Consider the following 17,306-nt stretch of genomic DNA (forward strand, 5'->3'; position numbering starts at 1 on the left):
GTCCTTCGTGTCCTTCGGGTCAGGGGGTGGGGAGGCGCGCTACGACGTGCAGCCGGTCCCCGTCGGTGGTGGTGCCCGGCAACTCGCCGTGGTGCCAGCGGGGTTCGGTGCGCGGGCCGGGGCCGTCGTGCAGTTCGAGCACCTCGAAGCCGTGCGCGGTGAGGAAGCGCCGTAGCTCCTGCGGGAACAGCAGGCGCCAGGCGGAGTGCTGTGCGGCGGGCGGCGAGCCGTCGTCCGTGGTCCAGACGCGGGTACGGCGCAGGAGCTGGGCGGTGCGGTCGACGGTCAGCGTGGTGTGCGACCGGTAGGCCGTGCCCTGCCAGGCGAACTCGGCGACGGCCGGCCGGTCGAGCAGGTCGGTGCGGCCGAGGAAGTACGAGCCGTTGCGCATCTCGGCGACCAGCAGCCCGCCCGGTGCGAGAGCGTGGCGGCAGGAGGCGAGGAAGCCGTCGAGCTGGTCGTTGGTGTGGCAGTACAGCAGGGAGCTGTCCAGGCAGACGACCGCGTCGAAGGCGCCTTGGCCCAGGTCGAAGCCGTGCAGGTCGGCTCGGACGTAGGCGGGGCCGGGATGGTGGTCGCGGGCGTGGGCGAGCATCGCCTCGGAGAGGTCGGCGCCGGTCACGGTCCGGCCGGAGCGGTGCAGGGCGGCGGCGTCGCGGCCGGTGCCGCAGCCCAGGTCCAGGACGCGCGGCCCGGCTCCGTGGCGGCGCAGGGTGTCCTCCGTCCACCGGGCGGCCAGCCGCTCGGGGTCGGGGAAGCGGGCCTCGTACAGCTCCGGGTGGTCGGTGAGGAGGTTGCCGGGCGTGCCGCTGCGGGAGTCGCTCATGCCGTGCTCCGCTCACGCACCGGTTCCACGGGCTCCGGCAGCGCCCCGCGGCGGTACAGCCACGCGACCGCGCCCGCCGAGGCCAGCCCGAACAGGGCACAGGAGACCCACGGCAGCCAGGACTGCCCGCCCCGCTCGCCCGTGTCCATGGCCCAGCCGACGGCCGTGTTGCCGAGGGCGGCGGCGACGCCCGAGACGACGTAGAAGATCCCGAAGTAGGTGCCGGTCAGCTCGGGCCGGCCGAAGCGCGGGATCAGCTCCATCACGAACGGCTGCGCGATCATGATGCCGAGGTAGAGCAGCAGCGCGCCCGCCAGCACGGGCACGGCACCTGCCATGAGGGCCGGTGGCAGGAACGCGACGCCCATCACCGCGAGCCCGACGACTATCCAACGCGCCCTGTCGCCGGAGGACTTGAGGCGCTTGGTGATCCTGAGCTGAAGGGCCAGATTGGCGACCGTGCCGACGAGGAAGACGATGCCCGCCGCCCCGTCCCAGCCGGTCGCCTTCCTGGCGCCGTCGGGCAGCAGCAGATAGAGCTGGTTCTCCAGGGTGAACATGCCGACCATGGCGAGGGCGAAGGCAACGAAGGCCCGGTTGCCGAGCACCTCGCGCCAGTCCCCGAGGACCCCGCCGCCGCTCGGCTCGACCTTCCGCGCGGGAAGCACGAGGGCCTGCGCCACGGTGAGGACGGCGAAGATCCCGGCGGCGGTGAGCGCGGACGTGCGGAAGTCGACGAGGAGCAGGGCGCTGCCCAGCAGCGGGCCGATGAGCGCTCCGGTCGTGGCGAACACGTTGAACAGGGCGAACGCCTCCGCCTTGCGCTCCCCGGACTCCTGCGCGAGATACGCCCGCACGGCCGGGTTGAACAGCGCCCCCGCGAGCCCGCTCAGCACGGACGCGGCGAGCAGCACCGCCAGCCCGTCGCCGAGCGCGAACAGCGCGAACCCGAGGGTGCGCAGGGCACAGCCCGCGATGATCACGCCGCGTGCGCCGAGCCGGTCGGAGGCGGAGCCTCCGATGATGAACAGGCCCTGCTGGCTGAGGTTGCGGACCCCGAGGACGATGCCGACGACCGCCGCCGACATGCCGAGGTTCTCGGTGAGATGGGTGGCGAGGTAGGGGATGAGCAGATAGAAACCGGTGTTGACGCCGAGCTGGTTGACCAGCAGGAGCCGCACGGCGAGCGGGAAGCGGCGTATCTCATGCCACGTGCGCACGGGCCGCCACCTCCTCGACGCCCAGGCCGGCGAGGCCGCTGGCGCGGACGACGCCGTCGGTGCCGCCGATGCCGGTCCACGGGTCGTGGGCGAGCAGCAGATGCCCGTCGAGGTCGGCCCAGCGGGCCTGGTCGGCGAGGTGGACGGCGGGGGCGAGTCCGAGGGTGCTCGCGGTCAGGCAGCCGAGCATCAGGTCGGTGCCGCTGCCCTCGATCAACTCGGCGATGCGCAGGGCCGCGTGGACGCCGCCGCACTTGGCGAGCTTGACGTTGACGCCCTGGACGCGTCCGGCGAGACGGCGGACGTCCTCCAGGGTCACGGCATCCTCGTCGGCGATGACGGGCAGCGGCGCGCGCTGCGCGAGGGCGCCCAGGGCGTCCGGGTCGCCGGGCGGGACGGGCTGCTCGACGGCCTCCACACCGAGGTCGGCGAAGCGTGGCAGCAGGGCGTCCGCCTGTGCCACGGACCAGGCGCCGTTGGGGTCGAGGAGCAGCCGGGCACGGGGAGCGGCGTCGCGGATCACGCGCACGCGCTCGATGTCGTCCTCGGGGTCGGGTGCGCCCGCCTTGACCTTGATGACCTCGAAGCCGCTCGCGGCGAGCCGCCGGGCCTCGGCCGCCGCACGGGCGAGTGCAGTGATGCCGATGGTGCGGGCGGTCGCGGCGACGGGCGGGGCGGTGGTCCCGAGGAGGCGGTGCACGGGGACGCCCGCGCGCTTGCCCACCAGGTCGAGCAGCGCCGACTCGACGGCGGCGGTGACTGCGGGCGGTGTGTCACTCGCGGTCAGCTCCCCCGCCCGCAGGGCCTCCAGGGCGCTCTCCGGATCGGCGAAACGGCTCAGGTCCACGGCGGTGAGGAGCCGTACGAGGGTCTCGGTGCCGAGTCCGTAGTAGACGCTGGTGACGGCCTCGCCGTGGCCGCGCAGCCCGTCGTGTTCGACGGTGAGCCATACGGCGTCGCGTGCGGTCATGGTGGAACGGGAGATGCGCAGCGGCTCGGCGAGTTCGAGGCGTACGGTGCGCGGGCTGGACTTCACAAGGTCTCTTTCTTCAGGGCGGGGGCGGCGAGCGGATCGCTGACACGCGTGCAGCGGACCCAGCCGGCGGCCTCCGCCGCGTACGGGTGCGGTATCTCGACGGGCCGGGTGGCCGCGGCGTCCGGGTCGAGGCCGTGGGCGGCGGTGAAGTCGTCGTCGTAGACCGTGCCGAGGTAGCGGTGCGGGCCGTCGGGGAAGACGGTGGCGACGACCGCCCCGGGGTGGACGCGGGCGGCCCAGGCGGCGACCCGGGCGGCGGCTCCGGTGGACCAGCCGCCGCTGACGAAGGCGCCCCTCGCCAGTCGGCGGCAGCTGTCGACGGCCTCGGCGGGGCCGACCCAGTGGACCTCGTCGAAGGCGTCGTAGGCGACGTTGCGCGGGTGGATGCTGCTGCCGAGGCCGCGCATCAGGCGGGGCCTGGCGGGCTGGCCGAAGATGGTGGAGCCGGTGGCGTCGACGCCGATGAGCCGCAGGGCGGGCCAGTGGCGGCGCAGCGGGCCGATGATGCCCGCGCTGTGGCCGCCGGTGCCGACGCTGCACACCAGGATGTCCAGATGGTCCAGCTCGACGGCGATCTCGGCGGCCAGAGAGGCGTAACCGGCGGTGTTGTCGGGGTTGTTGTACTGGTCGGGCCAGTAGGCGCCGGGCAGTTCGGCCAGCAGTTCCCGCAGCCTCGCCAGGCGCGCTGCCTGCCAGCCGCCCCGCTCGGCCGGACGGTCGGCGATCTCCAGCCGCACCCCGTGGGAGCGCAGCAACTGACGCATGGACGGCTCCAGTTCCCGGTCGCCGACCAGCACGACGGGATGGCCGAGGGCCTGTCCGGCGAAGGCGAGCCCGATACCGAGGGTGCCGGAGGTGGACTCCACCACCGGGGCGCCGGGCAGCAGTTCGCCGCGCTCTCGGGCGCCCAGCAGCATCGACACGGCGGCCCGTGCCTTCATGCCGCCCGCGGCGAGCCCTTCGAGCTTGGCCCAGAACCCGGGGTGCGGGCCCGGCAGGTCGGCGGTGATGCGGGCCAGGGGCGTACGGCCGACCAGGGAGAGCAGTTCCCGTCGCGCGGCCGGGCGGAGCACGGTCGCGCTCATCGGGCGCCTCCCGGACAGGAGCCGTCGTAGCGGTGCAGGACACCGGGGCCGCCGTCGAGCCAGAAGAACGGGTACGGCTCCGCGCACACCGCGCTGACGCCGCCCTGCCCGAGGAAGCGCGGCAGTACGGCGCTGCCGGTCTGGGCGAACATCACCAGCTGCTTGCCGTGCGCCAGCGCGTGCCGCCGCAGCGGTTCGAAGGTGCCGTTGCCCAGGGTCATGCCGGAGACGAGCAGCGCGTCACAGCGCCCGGCCGCGGCGAGCGCGTCGGCGACGACCGGCTCGTCCCACTCGGTCGCGCCGCCCTTGAGGTCACACGGGACATAGCGCAGACCGCGTGAACGCAGCACCTCCAGAAGGGAGTTGACCACCCCCACGACCAGCACGGTGGCTCCGGGCGGCAGGTCGAGCAGGCCGACGACCGTCTGAGCCCGGGCCCGGGACTTCTCCAGCGACGAACCGGCGGGCAGCGGGACGGGGAGGGCCCCGTTCGCCGGGGTGTGCGGCAGGACGTGCATCAGATAGGCGTCGAGGGCCGCGACCCGCACCGCCTGAAGCGGATGTTCCAGCAGCCGGGCCACGTCCGCGCCCACACACTCCTCGACCGCGCTGTCGGGCAGCGCCCCGGGTTCGACCGCGCAGGAGCCGACCGCCTCGCCGAGGCGCAGGCTGAGCACCTCGTTGCGGTAGCCGGTGCCCCGCCCGGCGTGCCGGACGGCCTGCCGGGTGGTGAAGGCGACGGCGACGCGCAGCGTGCCCGGGTCGGGCCCGAGGGCCCCGGCGCGCACTCGGTCCACGAGGTCGTCGTAGGAGGTGTCGGTGTCGGTGTCGGTGTCGGTGAGGGCGGTCATCGGATCACCAGCCCCGTCCGCAACCCGTCCAGCAAGGTCTCGACGCGTGCGCGGGCGCCGGGTCCGTCGGGGTCGCCGGCCATGACGTGCCCCAGATACTCGTTGTTGCTGCCCGCCGCCTGCACCGCCCTGCCGGGTTCGGCGAGTTGGACCTCCAGCACACCGGGCAGGTCGCTCACGCCCTCGTCGTCCAGCGCTTCGAGGGTGCCCGAGGAGTCCGGGACCAGGAAGCCGATGGCCGCGCTGCGCAGCCCGGTGTCCGTGTGCCGCAGGTCGGGTGCGCGGCCGAGGGCGACGTCCACGAAGGCGGCGGCGAGGTCGATGCCGGTGACGTGCCGGACGAGCTCGGTGATGCGGTTCCCGGCGGGCCGGGGGTTGACCTCGACCACGCGCGGCCCGGCCGAGGTCAGTTTGATCTCCGTGTGCGCCACGACCCCGTCGGTCAGACCGAGGGCCTTGAGGGCGGCCAGGGCGGTGTGTTCGGCGGCCTCGGCGTCGGCCGGCGTCAGGTCGGCGGGGAACATGTGCCCGGTCTCGACGAAGGCGGGCGCCCCGCCGACGCTCTTGTCGGTCACGCCCACGACATGGACCGCGCCCGCGTACGACACCGTCTCGACGCTCACCTCGGGACCGTCCAGCAGCTCTTCGAGCAGCACCGCGGGCGTCCGCCGCTGTCCGCGCGCGTTGACCGGGAAGTCGGCCAGGGCCCGGCAGGCGGCGGCGAGCTGGGCCTCGTCGTCCACGCGGCGCACGTACATGCCCGCGCACAGGTCGACGGGCTTGACGACCAGCGGGTAGCCGATGTCCCGCGCGGCCCGTGCGAGGTCGGCCCACTCCTCCCGGACGGCGAAGCGCGGGCCCGGCACGCCCGCGTCGCCGAGGACGCGGCGGGTGGCGTCCTTGCGGCAGGCGTGGTGGACCGCCTCGGGGCCGGGCCCGGGCAGGCCGAGGCGCTCCGCGATCCGCGCCACGGCCGGCAGGTAGTAGTCGCAGGACGTGACGACCCCGTCGAAGCCGAGCACCCCGTGCAGCCGCTCGACCTCGGGCAGCAGCGCCTCGATGTCGTTGGTGTCGGCGGTGATGACATGACGGGCGCCGAGCAGCGGATGGGCCGTTCCCTCCGGGGCCGAGCGCAGATAGTGGTGCAGGTCACGAGTGAGGAACGTGAAGGCGTGCCCGTTCTCCCGGATCGCCCGCGGCAGCAGCCGGCTCATGGACCCGACCCAGCTCTCGACCACCAACAGATGAGCCACAACTCCCCCTTTCTTGCAGTGAGTCAGAGGCGTGCGGGCAGCCCGGCGAGCCCTCCGGGAGGAGGGTGCCGGGGGTTGCCCGCCCCAGACGTTATCGATAATCATTTTCATTGTCATCTGATCGGGCGAAGATCTTCTGGAGACCCCTTGACCCGTCCCGTACGCCGCACCGCACTGCTGTGCGCCCTCGCGGCCGCCACCGCCCTGCTCCCCGCCGCCCCCGTCGGGGCGGCCGAGCCGCGCTCCCCGCTCCGCTTCACCGACTGCCCCGACTCCGTCCCCCGGCCGGCCGCGCCGGAGCGTGTCGAGTGCGGGCGGATCAGCGTGCCGCTGGACTCGCGGCGCCCCCGAGGGCCGCGCATCGAGGTGGCCGTCTCACGGGTCCGCGCCTCGGGCACCCCCGCCGAACGGCGCGGCATCCTGCTGGTCAACCCGGGCGGCCCCGGCGGCTCCGGGCTCCCCTACGCGGTCACCAAGCGCGCCAAGCTCCCCGAGAGCGTGCGGCGCGCGTACGACGTGATCGGCTTCGATCCGCGCGGCGTCGGGCAGAGCACCCCGGTCTCCTGCGGCCCGATGGGCGGCCTCTTCGACAGCCCGGGCGGTGACCCGGTACCGGACGGGGCCCCGGCCGAGCGGGCGTATCTGTCGTCCCTGCGCGCGATGGCCGACGACTGCGCGGCGCACGCGGGCCGCCTGCTGCCGCATCTGTCCACCGAGCAGACCGCGTACGACATGGACGCGATACGCGAGGCCCTCGGCGAGCCTCGGACGAGCTTCCTCGGCGTCTCCTACGGCAGTTATCTCGGCGCCGCCTACAGCGCACGCTTCCCGCACCGCGTCGGGCGGATGGTGCTGGACAGCGTGGTCGGGCCGTGGGACTGGTACGACTTCGACGTGATCCAGAGCCGGGCGCTGCTGCGTCAGCGCGGGACGTTCTTCGCCTGGGCGGCGGACCATGGCGAGCGTTTCGGCCTGGGCGGGACACCGGGCGCGGTGCGGGAGGCGTATCTGCGGGTGCGCCGGGGGCTCGCCGCGCGGCCGGTGGCAGGGTTCGGTCCGGCGGAGTTCGACCGGGCGGTGTACCGCGCGCTGGGCCGCACCGAACGCTGGGAGGGCCTCGCCGACGGTCTGCGCGGCTACCTGGCCGACGGTGACCCGGACGGACTGCTTCCGGCCACCGCATTCGACGGCCCGGGCTCCCGCAACTACGAAGCGGCCAACCGCGTCGTCAAGTGCGCCGACGGACCGGGCCCCAGCGCCCGCGACATCGTCGCGGACATCCGCCGCACCCGCCGTCTCGACCCGCAGCCGGTTCTGACGGGCATGGAGGCGAACGCCTGCGCCTCCTGGCACCACCGACCCGGCCACCGCACACCGCTCGGCAGTCCGGACGCGCCGCCGGTCCTCCTGGTCGCCTCCGCGCACGACCCCGTCACACCGGTCGAGGGGGCCCACTCCATGCGGCGCCTGCTGCCCGGTTCACGCCTGGTCACCCTCGACGACGACTACTCCCACGGCGTGTTCGCGAGCCGTGGGAACGCCTGCGTCGACGACACCGTCGCGGACTATCTGGTGCGCGGAACGGTGCCGTCGGCGGACGTGCGCTGCGCGGGCCCGGGCCTGCCGACGGTCCGGTAGAGCGCCGGCCTCAGGCCTCCGTCCACACCGGTCTCAGGCCTCCGTCCACACCAGCACGGTCAGCACCGCGTTCGCGACGGTGACCGGCACGGCGGCCTGGCTCAGCAGCCGCACCCGCATGCTGCGCCCGGAGGCGAGCCGCTTCGTCAGGGGCACGACGACGAAGCTGCCGCCGCCGGTGCCGGCGATCTCGTGGATCGGGTGGTCCGCGCGGTGCTCGTCGCCCTCGTACTCCGACATGCGCGCCTGCACGACCGCGCCCGCCGGCAGACCGTCGATCTGGAGGCTGAGCGTCCCGCTGAAGCGGGACGGTCCACGGGCGAACACGCTCCCGCCGGTGGCGTGGTGGCCGGTCTCGTCGGTCCACTCCGTGGTGAACTCGACCGAGTCCCAGGCGCCGGGCGCGAGCTCGTACTCCCCGGCGACACCTAAGTTGACGTAGTGGGGCATGGGGTCCTCTCCTTCCCACCGGCCCGCCGGGAGGGCCAGGGCGTCGGCGACATCACGGCGGAAGTCGGCCATGTCGAATCCGCGCGGGTCGACCTTCCAGTCGCTCCATTCCAGGTGGCCGATCGCGCTCTTGTGGCCCCAGCCGTGCGCGCGGCAGATCGCGACGGTGGCCTTGACCATGGCGAGGTACTGCTCGCGCGGCCACGGGTCCTGGCCGTCGCCCTTGTTCTCGCACTCCCACCCGTAGAACCGGGCGTTGCCGTCGACCGCGCCGGCCGAGCCGTCGTGCTCGTGCGTCGCCGGCGGATACGTGCCGTACGACTCGCCTATGACGGCGTTCAGCACGTCACCGTCACCGCCGCCGGCGTGGTTGGCCCGGCCGTTGCCGGTCAGATGGACGACGCCGTCCTTGGTGATGCAGCCGGTGGCCAGCGGGCCGGGCAGGGCGCTGTGGCCGTGGTAGATCAACTCGACGACGTCCGTGCTCGGCCCGGTGACGGTGTGGTGGATCATCACACCGTGCACGGGGCCCCAGGGGCCCTTGTGATTACGGTTGTTGGTGCGCCAGCCGCCGACCTCGTGGACGGCGCAGCCCTCGGCCTTCAACGCGGCGACGAGCCGGGCGGCGGTGAGTGGTGTGGCCATGCGTCGGTCCTCCGTTTCGGCGCGCTCGCGCCGGTCCGAAGACTGCGGGCCCGGCGACGGAGCGTGCCTGCGGAACGCTTCGCCGGAACTTGCCCTGGAAACTCGCCAGGCCCTCACTCACCATTGTTCCGCCGCTCGCCGCCTCCCTCACCTCGCCGTACCCCCGCACACAAATTCGGCGGGATTACGCCCCTGCCGCCTCAGGAACGGCAGGGCACTGTCAGTGGCCCGGCGTAGGGTCCGCTGCCATGAGCATCCCCGCCGTCGAGGAGTCCTGGCTCCGCCTGGACGCCTGGCTGACCCGGCACGCCCCTCTCACCCACGCCACCCTGCGCCCGCCGGCGGCCCGGGCCGCCATCGAGGCGGCCGAGCGCACCCTCGGGCTGGAGTTCCCTCCCGACCTGGTGGCGTCTCTGCGGTGCCACGACGGGGTGGAACCCGGCCCTGCCGCTCTGGAGTTGACGTATCACGGGCCGCTGTCCGCAGTCGGGGACATCGTGCGGAGCGCGACCTTCCTCCGAGGCGTCGCGGCAGAGATCTATGACGACCGGCTGCCCATCACGCCGGGCATCGCGGGGAAGCCCTCGGACAGCCTGTTCGTCTCCTGCCGTCCCGGGCCCCACCACGGCCGGGTGGGCCGCTCTTTCGAGGAGGACATGCTCTCCCGCGCGAACTGGCCGTCGCTGCGCCACGTTCTGGCGGACTTCGCGGATGCTCTGGAGCAGGGCCGCCGGTTCTACGGCCGTACCCCCCTCGCCGTGGACGGAAGGCTGCTGTGGGAGACGGAGGGAACCGTGCCCGCCGACGCGGTCTCTCCGCTCACCCATGCCACCACGCTGACCGAGCCGGAGTCGGACCCGCCCCCGCGGACACCGGTCTTCCCGGACCACGCCGACAGCTCCGTGCCGGAACCCCCGCAGGGCGGCACGGAGCAGGGGACGCAGCGGCTCTTCTTCGTCCGCACCGGCCGCCGGCGTCGCGAACCGCTTCCGGACCAGCCGGACGTGGCGTTCGCCGCGGGGCTGACACCGGCCGAGATGCTGCGCCGGCTCGGCGCGATACCCGCCACGGTCCGGCCGCGCGACCGGCGGCAGGCCCAGCGGGCGGTGGAGTCGGCGTGGGCCGCGCACCGGCCCCTGGCCCGTGCGGGCGCCCTCGACGGGTGGGCGTACGCCACGATCGAGGGCGGCGCCGCCCAGTTCGCCCGGCAGGAGGTGCTGCGCGCCCTGTCCGCCGGAACGCGCGTGGTGGTCCTGACCAGGCAGGGCCCCGAGGTCGCTCTCGCCTTCGCGGAGGACGGGGTGCCGGGCCCGGCGGAGGACACCCGGCGCGTCATGTCACCACGGGAGGGCAACCACATGGGCGGACCGTGGGCGCGGCGCCTCGGTGTGGACCTCTGGCCGGGCTCCACCGCCGCCTACACCGACTTCCTGGCCGTCCTGGAGGAGGAGTTCAAGATCGCCTACCACCCGGACGCGGAGGGGCCCGCGGAGCTGACCAGCGCGCTGCTGCTGCCCCTCCTGGACGACCTGCCGGAGCGTGAACCCGGGTCCTGCGTACGGGACTTCGACCTGGCCGGGCTCGTGGAGCGCACCCCGCACCGGCGACTGCGTACGGCCGTCGCGGCCCAGGTCGCCCGACTGGCCGCCGAGACGCACCTCGACTCCCACCCGGAGGTCAGCGAGGCCCTCGACCGGATCCGGCACGGCCTGCCGGTCGACTGCGACCAGGACGAACCCCTGGCCGTGCGGATGCGGACCCTGGTCGCGGAGGTCCACGCCACCAGGGAGACGCTGTCCGGCGACGACAGCGGGCCCGTGTCCCAGGACGACCTCACCGCATGGGTCGCGCGAAGAGACGCGGCCGACGCGCTACGGGCCTTCCTCCGGCTCCCGTTGCCCATCGCCGCCGAGACGGTCCTCCAGCGGCGGATGTCCCTCCACTGGCGCGACGAACTCGCCGCCGACCTGCGCGACACCTGACGAAGGGCCGTCCGGCGGTCAGACCAGCTCGGGCTGCGGTTCCGGCTTCGGTATCGGCGCGGGCTCGGGTTCCCACACCCGCGTGGTCCGGATGTAGCCGTAGATCACGGAGGCCATCAAGGCGATGAGGAGCGGGCCGAACAGCTTCGGGTGCGCGGCCATCTCCACCGGCAGATAGCGGTAGGACACCAGGAGCGCGCCGAACACCGCCGTGCCGTAGGTGACCAGCTGGATTCCCGACCGGTCCCAGCCGCGTGCCTGGGCGCGCAGGGCCGCCTCGATGGTGAGCGTGAACACCACGCCGGCGACGAGGTCCACGCCGTAGTGGTAGCCGAAGCCGAGCGTCGCGGTGAGCGTGGCGATCAGCCAGAACGTGCCCCCGTAGCGCAGCAGGCGCGGGCCCCGGCGGGAGTGGAGGTAGATCGCGACGGCCCAGGCCGTGTGCAGGCTGGGCATGCAGTTGCGCGGGGTGATCCCGTCGAACGGCATCGACTGCGGGGCCCCGATCGGCGGCGGCAGGTCGGGCCAGAGGTTGGCCAGCGCCCACTGGCCACCGTCGGCACCGTAGGCGTAGACCGGCCCGACCACCGGGAAGATCATGTAGATGCCCGGGCCGAGGAGGCCGATCACCAGGAACGTGCGCACCAGATGATGCTTCGGGAAGCCGCGCTCGGCCGCCACGTTGCGGAACTGGTACAGCGCGACGACGACCGCGCCCACCGCGAGCTGCGCGTAGACGACGTCGAGCAGCCCGATGCCGACCGGGCCGGTCGCCGTGACGAGACGGCCCACCAGCCACGAGGGGTTGCCGAGCGCGTGGTCGGCGGACGCCAGGTACTGGTCGAGAACCGTCGGCTGGGTCTTCGACGTGATGAGCAGCCAGGTGTCTCCGGTCTTACGGCCGGCCACCAGCAGCAGTCCGAGCCCGACGCCCTTCAGCAGCAGCACCCGCTCCGCGCCGGTGCGGCGCGTGACGGCCATGACTGCTATGCCCAGAATCACCCACAACGCACCGTTGCCGAAGGGGTGTCCCTCGGCCAGGAAGGGCGCGCCGATCGCCCACCGCACGAGCTGGAAGACGGCGTCGATGCCGACCGCGACACCGACCGCGATGAACCGCTGCCGGTTGTTCAGCACCACCAGCGCCATGGCCAGACAGGCATACAGCAGCCAGCCCGATTTGGGCGGGAGTATCACCTCTTGCACCTGGCAGGTGATCGGCCCCGGCATGCCGTAGCGACGTGCGGCGATCTCCAGCGCGATGAGGAACCCGAGGGTGATCACCCCCACCAGGGTCCATAGCAGCACCCGCGGTTGACGCCATGCGGCGAACGTCGTTCTGCTGCCTATTCGCGCAAACAACCGTGATGCCATGGATATCAATTTTTTAGTCTGTTTTCCGGTGAAGATGGGCGATGGGTGCTCGTCACAAGCTCGAACATGCTAACGGAGCGATGCGGATGAGTCTCGCGATTACGGGTGATTCGAGCCGACTCAGATGGTCAGGGCATCGATCAGGGCCTTGGTGACGTCCTCCGTGGCGGCGGTGCCGCCCACGTCGCGGGTGAGGATGCCCGCGGCCGTGGTCGCCTCGATCGCCTTGTTCAGCCGGGCCGCCTGGTCCGGCAGCCCGAAGTGCTCCAGCATCAGGGCCGCGCTGCCGACGGCGCCGATCGGGTTGGCCAGGCCCTGGCCCGCGATGTCCGGGGCGGAGCCGTGCACCGGCTCGAACATGCTCGGGAAGCGGCGCTCCGGGTTGAGGTTGGCGCTGGCCGCGAGGCCCAGGCTGCCGGCCAGGGCGCTGCCGAGGTCGGAGAGGATGTCGGCGTTCAGGTTCGAGGCGACGACCACCGACAGGTCCTCGGGGCGCAGGACGAACTTCGCGGACATGGCGTCGACCAGGACGCTCTCGGTCTCCACGTCCGGGTAGTCGGCGGCGACCCGCTTGAAGACGTCGTCCCACAGGACCATGCCGTACTGCTGGGCGTTGCTCTTCGTCACCGACGACACCTTGCGGCGGCCGCGGGTGCGGGCCAGGTCGAAGGCGAAGCGCATGATGCGTTCGCAGCCGACCTCGGTGAACAGGGCCGACTGTACGGCGACTTCGCCGCCCGGCCCGCGACCGCCGAGGTTGCGCCCGCCGAGCCCGGCGTACTCGCCCTCGCTGTTCTCCCGGACGACGACCCAGTCCAGCTCGGTGTCGTCGGCCTTGCGCAGGGGGCTGACGACGCCCGGCAGGAAGTGCACGGGGCGGACGTTGGCCCACTGGTCGAAGCTCTGGCAGATCTTCAGCCGCAGGCCCCACAGGCTGATGTGGTCGGGGACGGTGGGCCAGCCGACGGCACCGAAGTAGATCGCGTCGAAGTCCTTGAGCCGGTTGAGCCCGTCCTCGTCCATCATCCGGCCGGTGCGCTCGTAGTAGGCGCAGCCCCAGGGGAACTCCTCCCACTCGAAGGCGAAGGCGCCGCCGGATTCCGCGGCCAGGGCGTCGAGGACGGTCCGCCCGGCGGCGACGACCTCCTTGCCCACGCCGTCGGCGGGAATGGCGGCGATACGGAACGTACGGGGTGCGGTGGTCATGGGTACCTCCGGGGCGCCGGCTCGCCGGCTCGCTGTGACGGGATCGGTTGCGAGTCAACACAGGGCGGTCGTACGGCGTCCAAGACCTGGTTCCGATGCGACGTATAGGCGCGGCCGATCGGTCACGCGTCAGGCGTCGGGGGTGGCCCGCCGGTGCCGTGTGCCGCCCGGCGCCGGGCGAGCGATGCGGTGAGGGCGAGGAAGGCGCGCGCGGCCGGCGTGAGATGCGCGGGCAGGCTGACCATCGCGACGTGGAGGTGGGCGGTCGGCTCGATGGGCGCGACCACGGCGCCGCAGCGGCGGGCCAGCCGGGTCCAGGAGGACGGCAGGACCGCGACGCCCACCCCGGTGAGGACCAGCGGCAGGATCGAGGTGCGGTGGTCCACGACCGTCACGATCTCCGTGCCGGTGCCGCCCGCGGTGATGTCGTCGACGATGCCGCGCATCAGGCTGCCGGTGCGGGAGGCGATGAGTTTCTGCCCGGCGAGGTCCCCGGGCCGGATCGTGACGTCGTCCTCGACGGCCCCGCCGGGGGCGGCGACGACCACGAACGGCTGGTCCTCGACGTGCAGGACGTCCAGCCCGGCCGGCCGCACCGGGGCGGCGCTGCCCAGCAGCCCCAGTTCGCAGGCGCCGCTGCGGACCAGGGAGAGCACCTCGTCGGGGGTGAAGGCGGCCTGGGTGCTCACCGTCACGGACGGATGCAGCTCGGCGAAGCGGTGGACGAGGGTCGTGAGCGGTTCGATGCCGGGCGAGGGCATGGTGGCGACCTCGACGGTGCCGCCGTGCAGCCCGGCGAGCGCGGCGGCGGTGTCCCGTACGGCCGTCAGGTCGCGCAGCACACGTCTGCTCGGCTCCAGCAGCTCCCGGCCGGCCTCGCTCAGCACGACGCCCCGGCCCACCCGGTGGAAGAGGGCCACCCCGAGGTCGGCCTCCAGGTTCGCCATCGACTGGGACAGCGAGGGCTGGGCGACGTGCAGGGCGGCGGCGGCCTTGCTGAAGCCGCCGTGCTCGACGATGGCGAGGAAGTACTCCAGTTGCCGGGCGTCCATGGTGCCTCCCCGCTCCGTCCTGGTGCGACAGGCGAGCCTACCTGGCGGTTTCCGCTGTCTCCCGTCCCTTACCTATGAGCCGGCGCTCGGCGAGTGCGCGCCCGCACCGCTCGAGCAGCCGCGCGGACAAGTCGCTGTCGTGCGCGCAGTCCTGGTCGGTGAGGTCGGTCAGGGCCTGGACGGAACGGAAGTGGGCGGCGGTCCGCTCGGCGGGCAAGGTGCAGCGGCCGGCCACCGCGTGCACCTCCGTGCCGTACCGGCGGGCCCGCCGGGCGAGCGCGACCGGCAGCTTGCCCGACAGGGACTGCTCGTCGAGGCTGCCCTCACCGGTGACGACGAAGTCGCTCGCGGCGAGCAGTTCGTCGGCTCCGAGCAGGGTGAGGAAGTAGTCCGCCCCGGAGCACACGCGCCCGCCGAGCAGCATCCCGGCGTAGCCGAGCCCGCCGGCGGCTCCGGCGCCTGGCGTCTCCGCTCCTCGCGCGGCGTCCGGGTCGCCGGTCGCCGCCAGCCGGCGTACGAACCCGGCGAGGGCGTCGTCCAGTTCTCGCACTTCCGCCGCGCTCGCCCCCTTCTGTGGTCCGTAGACGGCGGCCGCGCCCGTCGGCCCGAGCAGCGGGTTGTCCACGTCGGTGGCGAGGACGAGGTCGATGTCTTTCAGGGCGGTACGGGCTTCGGTGAGGTCGGCGGTGCGGAGGTCGGCCAGTCCGCCGCCGCCCGGGCCGATCGGGGTGCCGTCCGCTCGGGCGAGCACCGCGCCGAGGGACCGTAGCAGGCCCGCGCCGCCGTCGGTGGTCGCGACGCCGCCGAGTGCGAGGACGATCGTGTCGGCGGCGCCCTCCAACGCGTACCGGACCGCCTCGCCGACGCCCTGACTCGTGGCCGTGAGCGGCGCTTTCCGGCCGCCCGGCAGGACGCCGAGTCCGCAGACGGCCGCGGCTTCGATCAGGACGGTGCGGCCGTGTATGGCGACGCCGGCGGTGAGAGGCTGCCCGGTCGGGCCGGTCACCACGAGGTCCTCGCGGCGGAACCGGCCCGCGCAGGCGGCGGCCACGCTGCCCTCTCCGCCGTCGGCCAACGGCAGCCGGTCGACCCGCGTGTCCGGGGCGGCCTCCAGCAGCCCCCGCTCCAGTGCGCGGGCCACCTCGTCGGCGCTGAGGGAGCCCTTGAACTTGTCCGGGGCGATCAGGACGGACGCCATCAGGGCGTCACCTCGGCCGGTTCGACGGGGGTGCGCTGGACGGGCGCGGGCGCCCCGGCCGGGCGTTCCGCGCCCTCGGACTCCGCCGTCGCCGGTGGCTCTCCCGCCTCACCGGCCAGGACCGCGCGAGCCCTGGCCAGGTCCAGTCCGTTCTCCCACTTGGCGACGAACAGGGTGGCGACGGCGTTGCCGAAGAAGTTCACCAGCGCCCGGCACTCGGACATGAACTTGTCGATGCCGAAGATGAGCATGATCCCCGCGGCCGGGACGGAACCGACCGTCGACAGCGTCGCGGTGAGCGCGATGAAGCCGCCCCCGGCCACTCCCGCCGCGCCTTTGGACGTCAGCAGCATGACGGCCAGCAGCCCGAGTTGCTGGCCGAGGGAGAGGGACGTGTCGGTGGCCTGGGCGATGTAGAGGGTGGCCAGTGAGAGGTAGATGGCCGCGCCGTCGAGGTTGAAGCTGTAGCCGGTCGGCACGACCAGTCCGACCGTGGACCGCTCGGCGCCCATGAACTGCAGCTTGCGCATCAGCCCGGGCAGCGCCGGCTCGGCCGTGGAGGTGCCGAGGACCAGCCAGAACTCCTCCTTGAAGTAGCGGAAGAGCTGGAAGATGTTCAGCCGCACGTACAGCGCGAGCACTCCGCCGAGCACAACCACGACGAACAGGGCGGAGGTGACGTAGAAGAGGAGGATCAGCGAGCCGAGGCTGGTCAGCGTGGACAGGCCGAACTTCCCGATGGCGTACGACATCGCGCCGAAGGCGCCCAGCGGTGCGGCCTTCATGACGAACGAAAGGACCTTGAAGACGACCTCGGTCAGCCGTCCCACGGCCGCGATGATCGGCTCGCCCGTCTTCCCGACCATCTTCAGCGCAATGCCGAAGACGACGGCCAGGAAGATCACCTGGAGGATGTCGCCCTCGACGAACGGCCCGAAGAAGCTGTCCGGCACGATATTGGTGAGGAACTCCCACCAGTGCTGGTGTTCGCCCTGGTCGATGTACTGGCCCGCGTCGCCCGAGGCCTTGAGCGTCGACGGGTCGGCGTGCACACCGTCGCCGAGCCGAAAGAGGTTGATCGCCACCAGGCCGGTCAGCAGGGCGACGATCGTGCCGACCTGGAAGTAGGTCAGCGCCTTGATGCCGGTCCGGCCGACCTTCTTCAGATCGGCGACCCCGGCGATACCGCCGATGATCGTCAGGAACACGATCGGGCCGATCAGCATCTTCATCGCGGTGATGAACGTGGTGCCGATCGGCTCCATGTCGGTGGCGAGATCCGGCCATCGCCAGCCCAGCACGATGCCGATCACGATCGCCACCAGCACCTGTACGTACAACTGCCGGTACCACGGCGTCGCCGCGATCCGCACGGCTTGCTCGGCTCGCTCGGTGCCCGGGGTATGCGTCATTGCGGCCTCCCTGATCGCGCGACACCGGGCCCGACCGGTCCGCGCCAGCTTGCGCCACAGTGAACCGGGGCCCGGCTC

At 72.9% G+C, this 17,306-nt stretch carries 14 protein-coding genes; 2 read left to right on the forward strand and 12 right to left on the reverse strand.

Annotated elements, in window-relative coordinates; all coding sequences use genetic code 11:
• Positions 1 to 19: 19 nt before the first annotated feature.
• From NNW99_RS08075 to NNW99_RS08100, 6 genes are read right to left on the reverse strand one after another with little or no spacing between them, the layout of a single operon-like run.
• Positions 20 to 826: a class I SAM-dependent methyltransferase gene (locus tag NNW99_RS08075; RefSeq protein WP_215118019.1), complete on the reverse strand. Its 807-nt coding sequence runs from the start codon at positions 824 to 826 to the stop codon at positions 20 to 22.
• On the reverse strand, positions 823 to 2,046 hold the full coding sequence (locus NNW99_RS08080) for an MFS transporter (protein WP_215118020.1): 1,224 nt from the start codon (positions 2,044 to 2,046) through the stop codon (positions 823 to 825). The genes NNW99_RS08075 and NNW99_RS08080 overlap by 4 nt, the downstream gene beginning before the upstream one ends.
• Positions 2,030 to 3,082 carry a dipeptide epimerase gene (locus NNW99_RS08085; RefSeq protein WP_215118021.1) on the reverse strand — a complete coding sequence of 351 codons (1,053 nt, stop codon included), beginning with the start codon at positions 3,080 to 3,082 and terminating at the stop codon, positions 2,030 to 2,032. The genes NNW99_RS08080 and NNW99_RS08085 overlap by 17 nt, the downstream gene beginning before the upstream one ends.
• Positions 3,079 to 4,167 carry a PLP-dependent cysteine synthase family protein gene (locus tag NNW99_RS08090; protein WP_215118022.1) on the reverse strand — a complete coding sequence of 363 codons (1,089 nt, stop codon included), beginning with the start codon at positions 4,165 to 4,167 and terminating at the stop codon, positions 3,079 to 3,081. The genes NNW99_RS08085 and NNW99_RS08090 overlap by 4 nt, the downstream gene beginning before the upstream one ends.
• Positions 4,164 to 5,018, reverse strand: a complete 855-nt coding sequence (locus NNW99_RS08095) for a Rossmann-like domain-containing protein (protein WP_215118023.1) — start codon at positions 5,016 to 5,018, stop codon at positions 4,164 to 4,166. The genes NNW99_RS08090 and NNW99_RS08095 overlap by 4 nt, the downstream gene beginning before the upstream one ends.
• Positions 5,015 to 6,271 (reverse strand): ATP-grasp domain-containing protein, encoded by a 1,257-nt coding sequence (locus NNW99_RS08100; protein WP_215118024.1) that lies wholly within the window; start codon positions 6,269 to 6,271, stop codon positions 5,015 to 5,017. Before NNW99_RS08100 ends, NNW99_RS08095 begins: the two co-directional genes overlap by 4 nt.
• Positions 6,272 to 6,418: 147 nt before the next feature.
• Here NNW99_RS08100 and NNW99_RS08105 point away from each other — a divergent pair, with 147 nt between their 5' ends.
• Positions 6,419 to 7,909, forward strand: a complete 1,491-nt coding sequence (locus NNW99_RS08105; protein ID WP_251057741.1) for an alpha/beta hydrolase — start codon at positions 6,419 to 6,421, stop codon at positions 7,907 to 7,909.
• A 33-nt stretch (positions 7,910 to 7,942) separates the two neighbouring features.
• Here NNW99_RS08105 and NNW99_RS08110 read toward each other — a convergent pair whose 3' ends face one another.
• A complete protein-coding gene (locus tag NNW99_RS08110) occupies positions 7,943 to 9,004 on the reverse strand; it encodes an N-acetylmuramoyl-L-alanine amidase (RefSeq protein ID WP_215118026.1) in 1,062 nt (353 codons plus the stop codon).
• Positions 9,005 to 9,252: 248 nt separating this feature from the next.
• Here NNW99_RS08110 and NNW99_RS08115 point away from each other — a divergent pair, with 248 nt between their 5' ends.
• Positions 9,253 to 10,986 (forward strand): hypothetical protein, encoded by a 1,734-nt coding sequence (locus NNW99_RS08115; RefSeq protein ID WP_215118027.1) that lies wholly within the window; start codon positions 9,253 to 9,255, stop codon positions 10,984 to 10,986.
• 18 nt (positions 10,987 to 11,004) lie between these two features.
• Here the strand turns inward: NNW99_RS08115 and NNW99_RS08120 are convergent, their stop codons facing one another.
• From NNW99_RS08120 to dctA, 5 genes are all read right to left on the reverse strand, one after another.
• Entirely contained in the window at positions 11,005 to 12,270 is a 1,266-nt protein-coding gene (locus tag NNW99_RS08120; protein WP_251057742.1) for a phosphatase PAP2 family protein, read from the reverse strand.
• Between the two features lie 210 nt (positions 12,271 to 12,480).
• Positions 12,481 to 13,566 carry a tartrate dehydrogenase gene (locus NNW99_RS08125; RefSeq protein WP_215118029.1) on the reverse strand — a complete coding sequence of 362 codons (1,086 nt, stop codon included), beginning with the start codon at positions 13,564 to 13,566 and terminating at the stop codon, positions 12,481 to 12,483.
• Between the two features lie 122 nt (positions 13,567 to 13,688).
• Entirely contained in the window at positions 13,689 to 14,618 is a 930-nt protein-coding gene (locus NNW99_RS08130) for a LysR family transcriptional regulator (RefSeq protein ID WP_215118030.1), read from the reverse strand.
• Between the two features lie 37 nt (positions 14,619 to 14,655).
• A complete protein-coding gene (locus NNW99_RS08135; protein ID WP_215118031.1) occupies positions 14,656 to 15,816 on the reverse strand; it encodes a glycerate kinase in 1,161 nt (386 codons plus the stop codon).
• On the reverse strand, positions 15,816 to 17,228 hold the full coding sequence (gene dctA / locus NNW99_RS08140; RefSeq protein ID WP_251057743.1) for a C4-dicarboxylate transporter DctA: 1,413 nt from the start codon (positions 17,226 to 17,228) through the stop codon (positions 15,816 to 15,818). The genes NNW99_RS08135 and dctA overlap by 1 nt, the downstream gene beginning before the upstream one ends.
• Positions 17,229 to 17,306 lie beyond the last annotated feature (78 nt).

It is taken from the genome of Streptomyces sp. CRCS-T-1 (genome assembly GCF_024442335.1).
In the GTDB taxonomy this organism is placed as follows: domain Bacteria; phylum Actinomycetota; class Actinomycetes; order Streptomycetales; family Streptomycetaceae; genus Streptomyces; species Streptomyces koelreuteriae.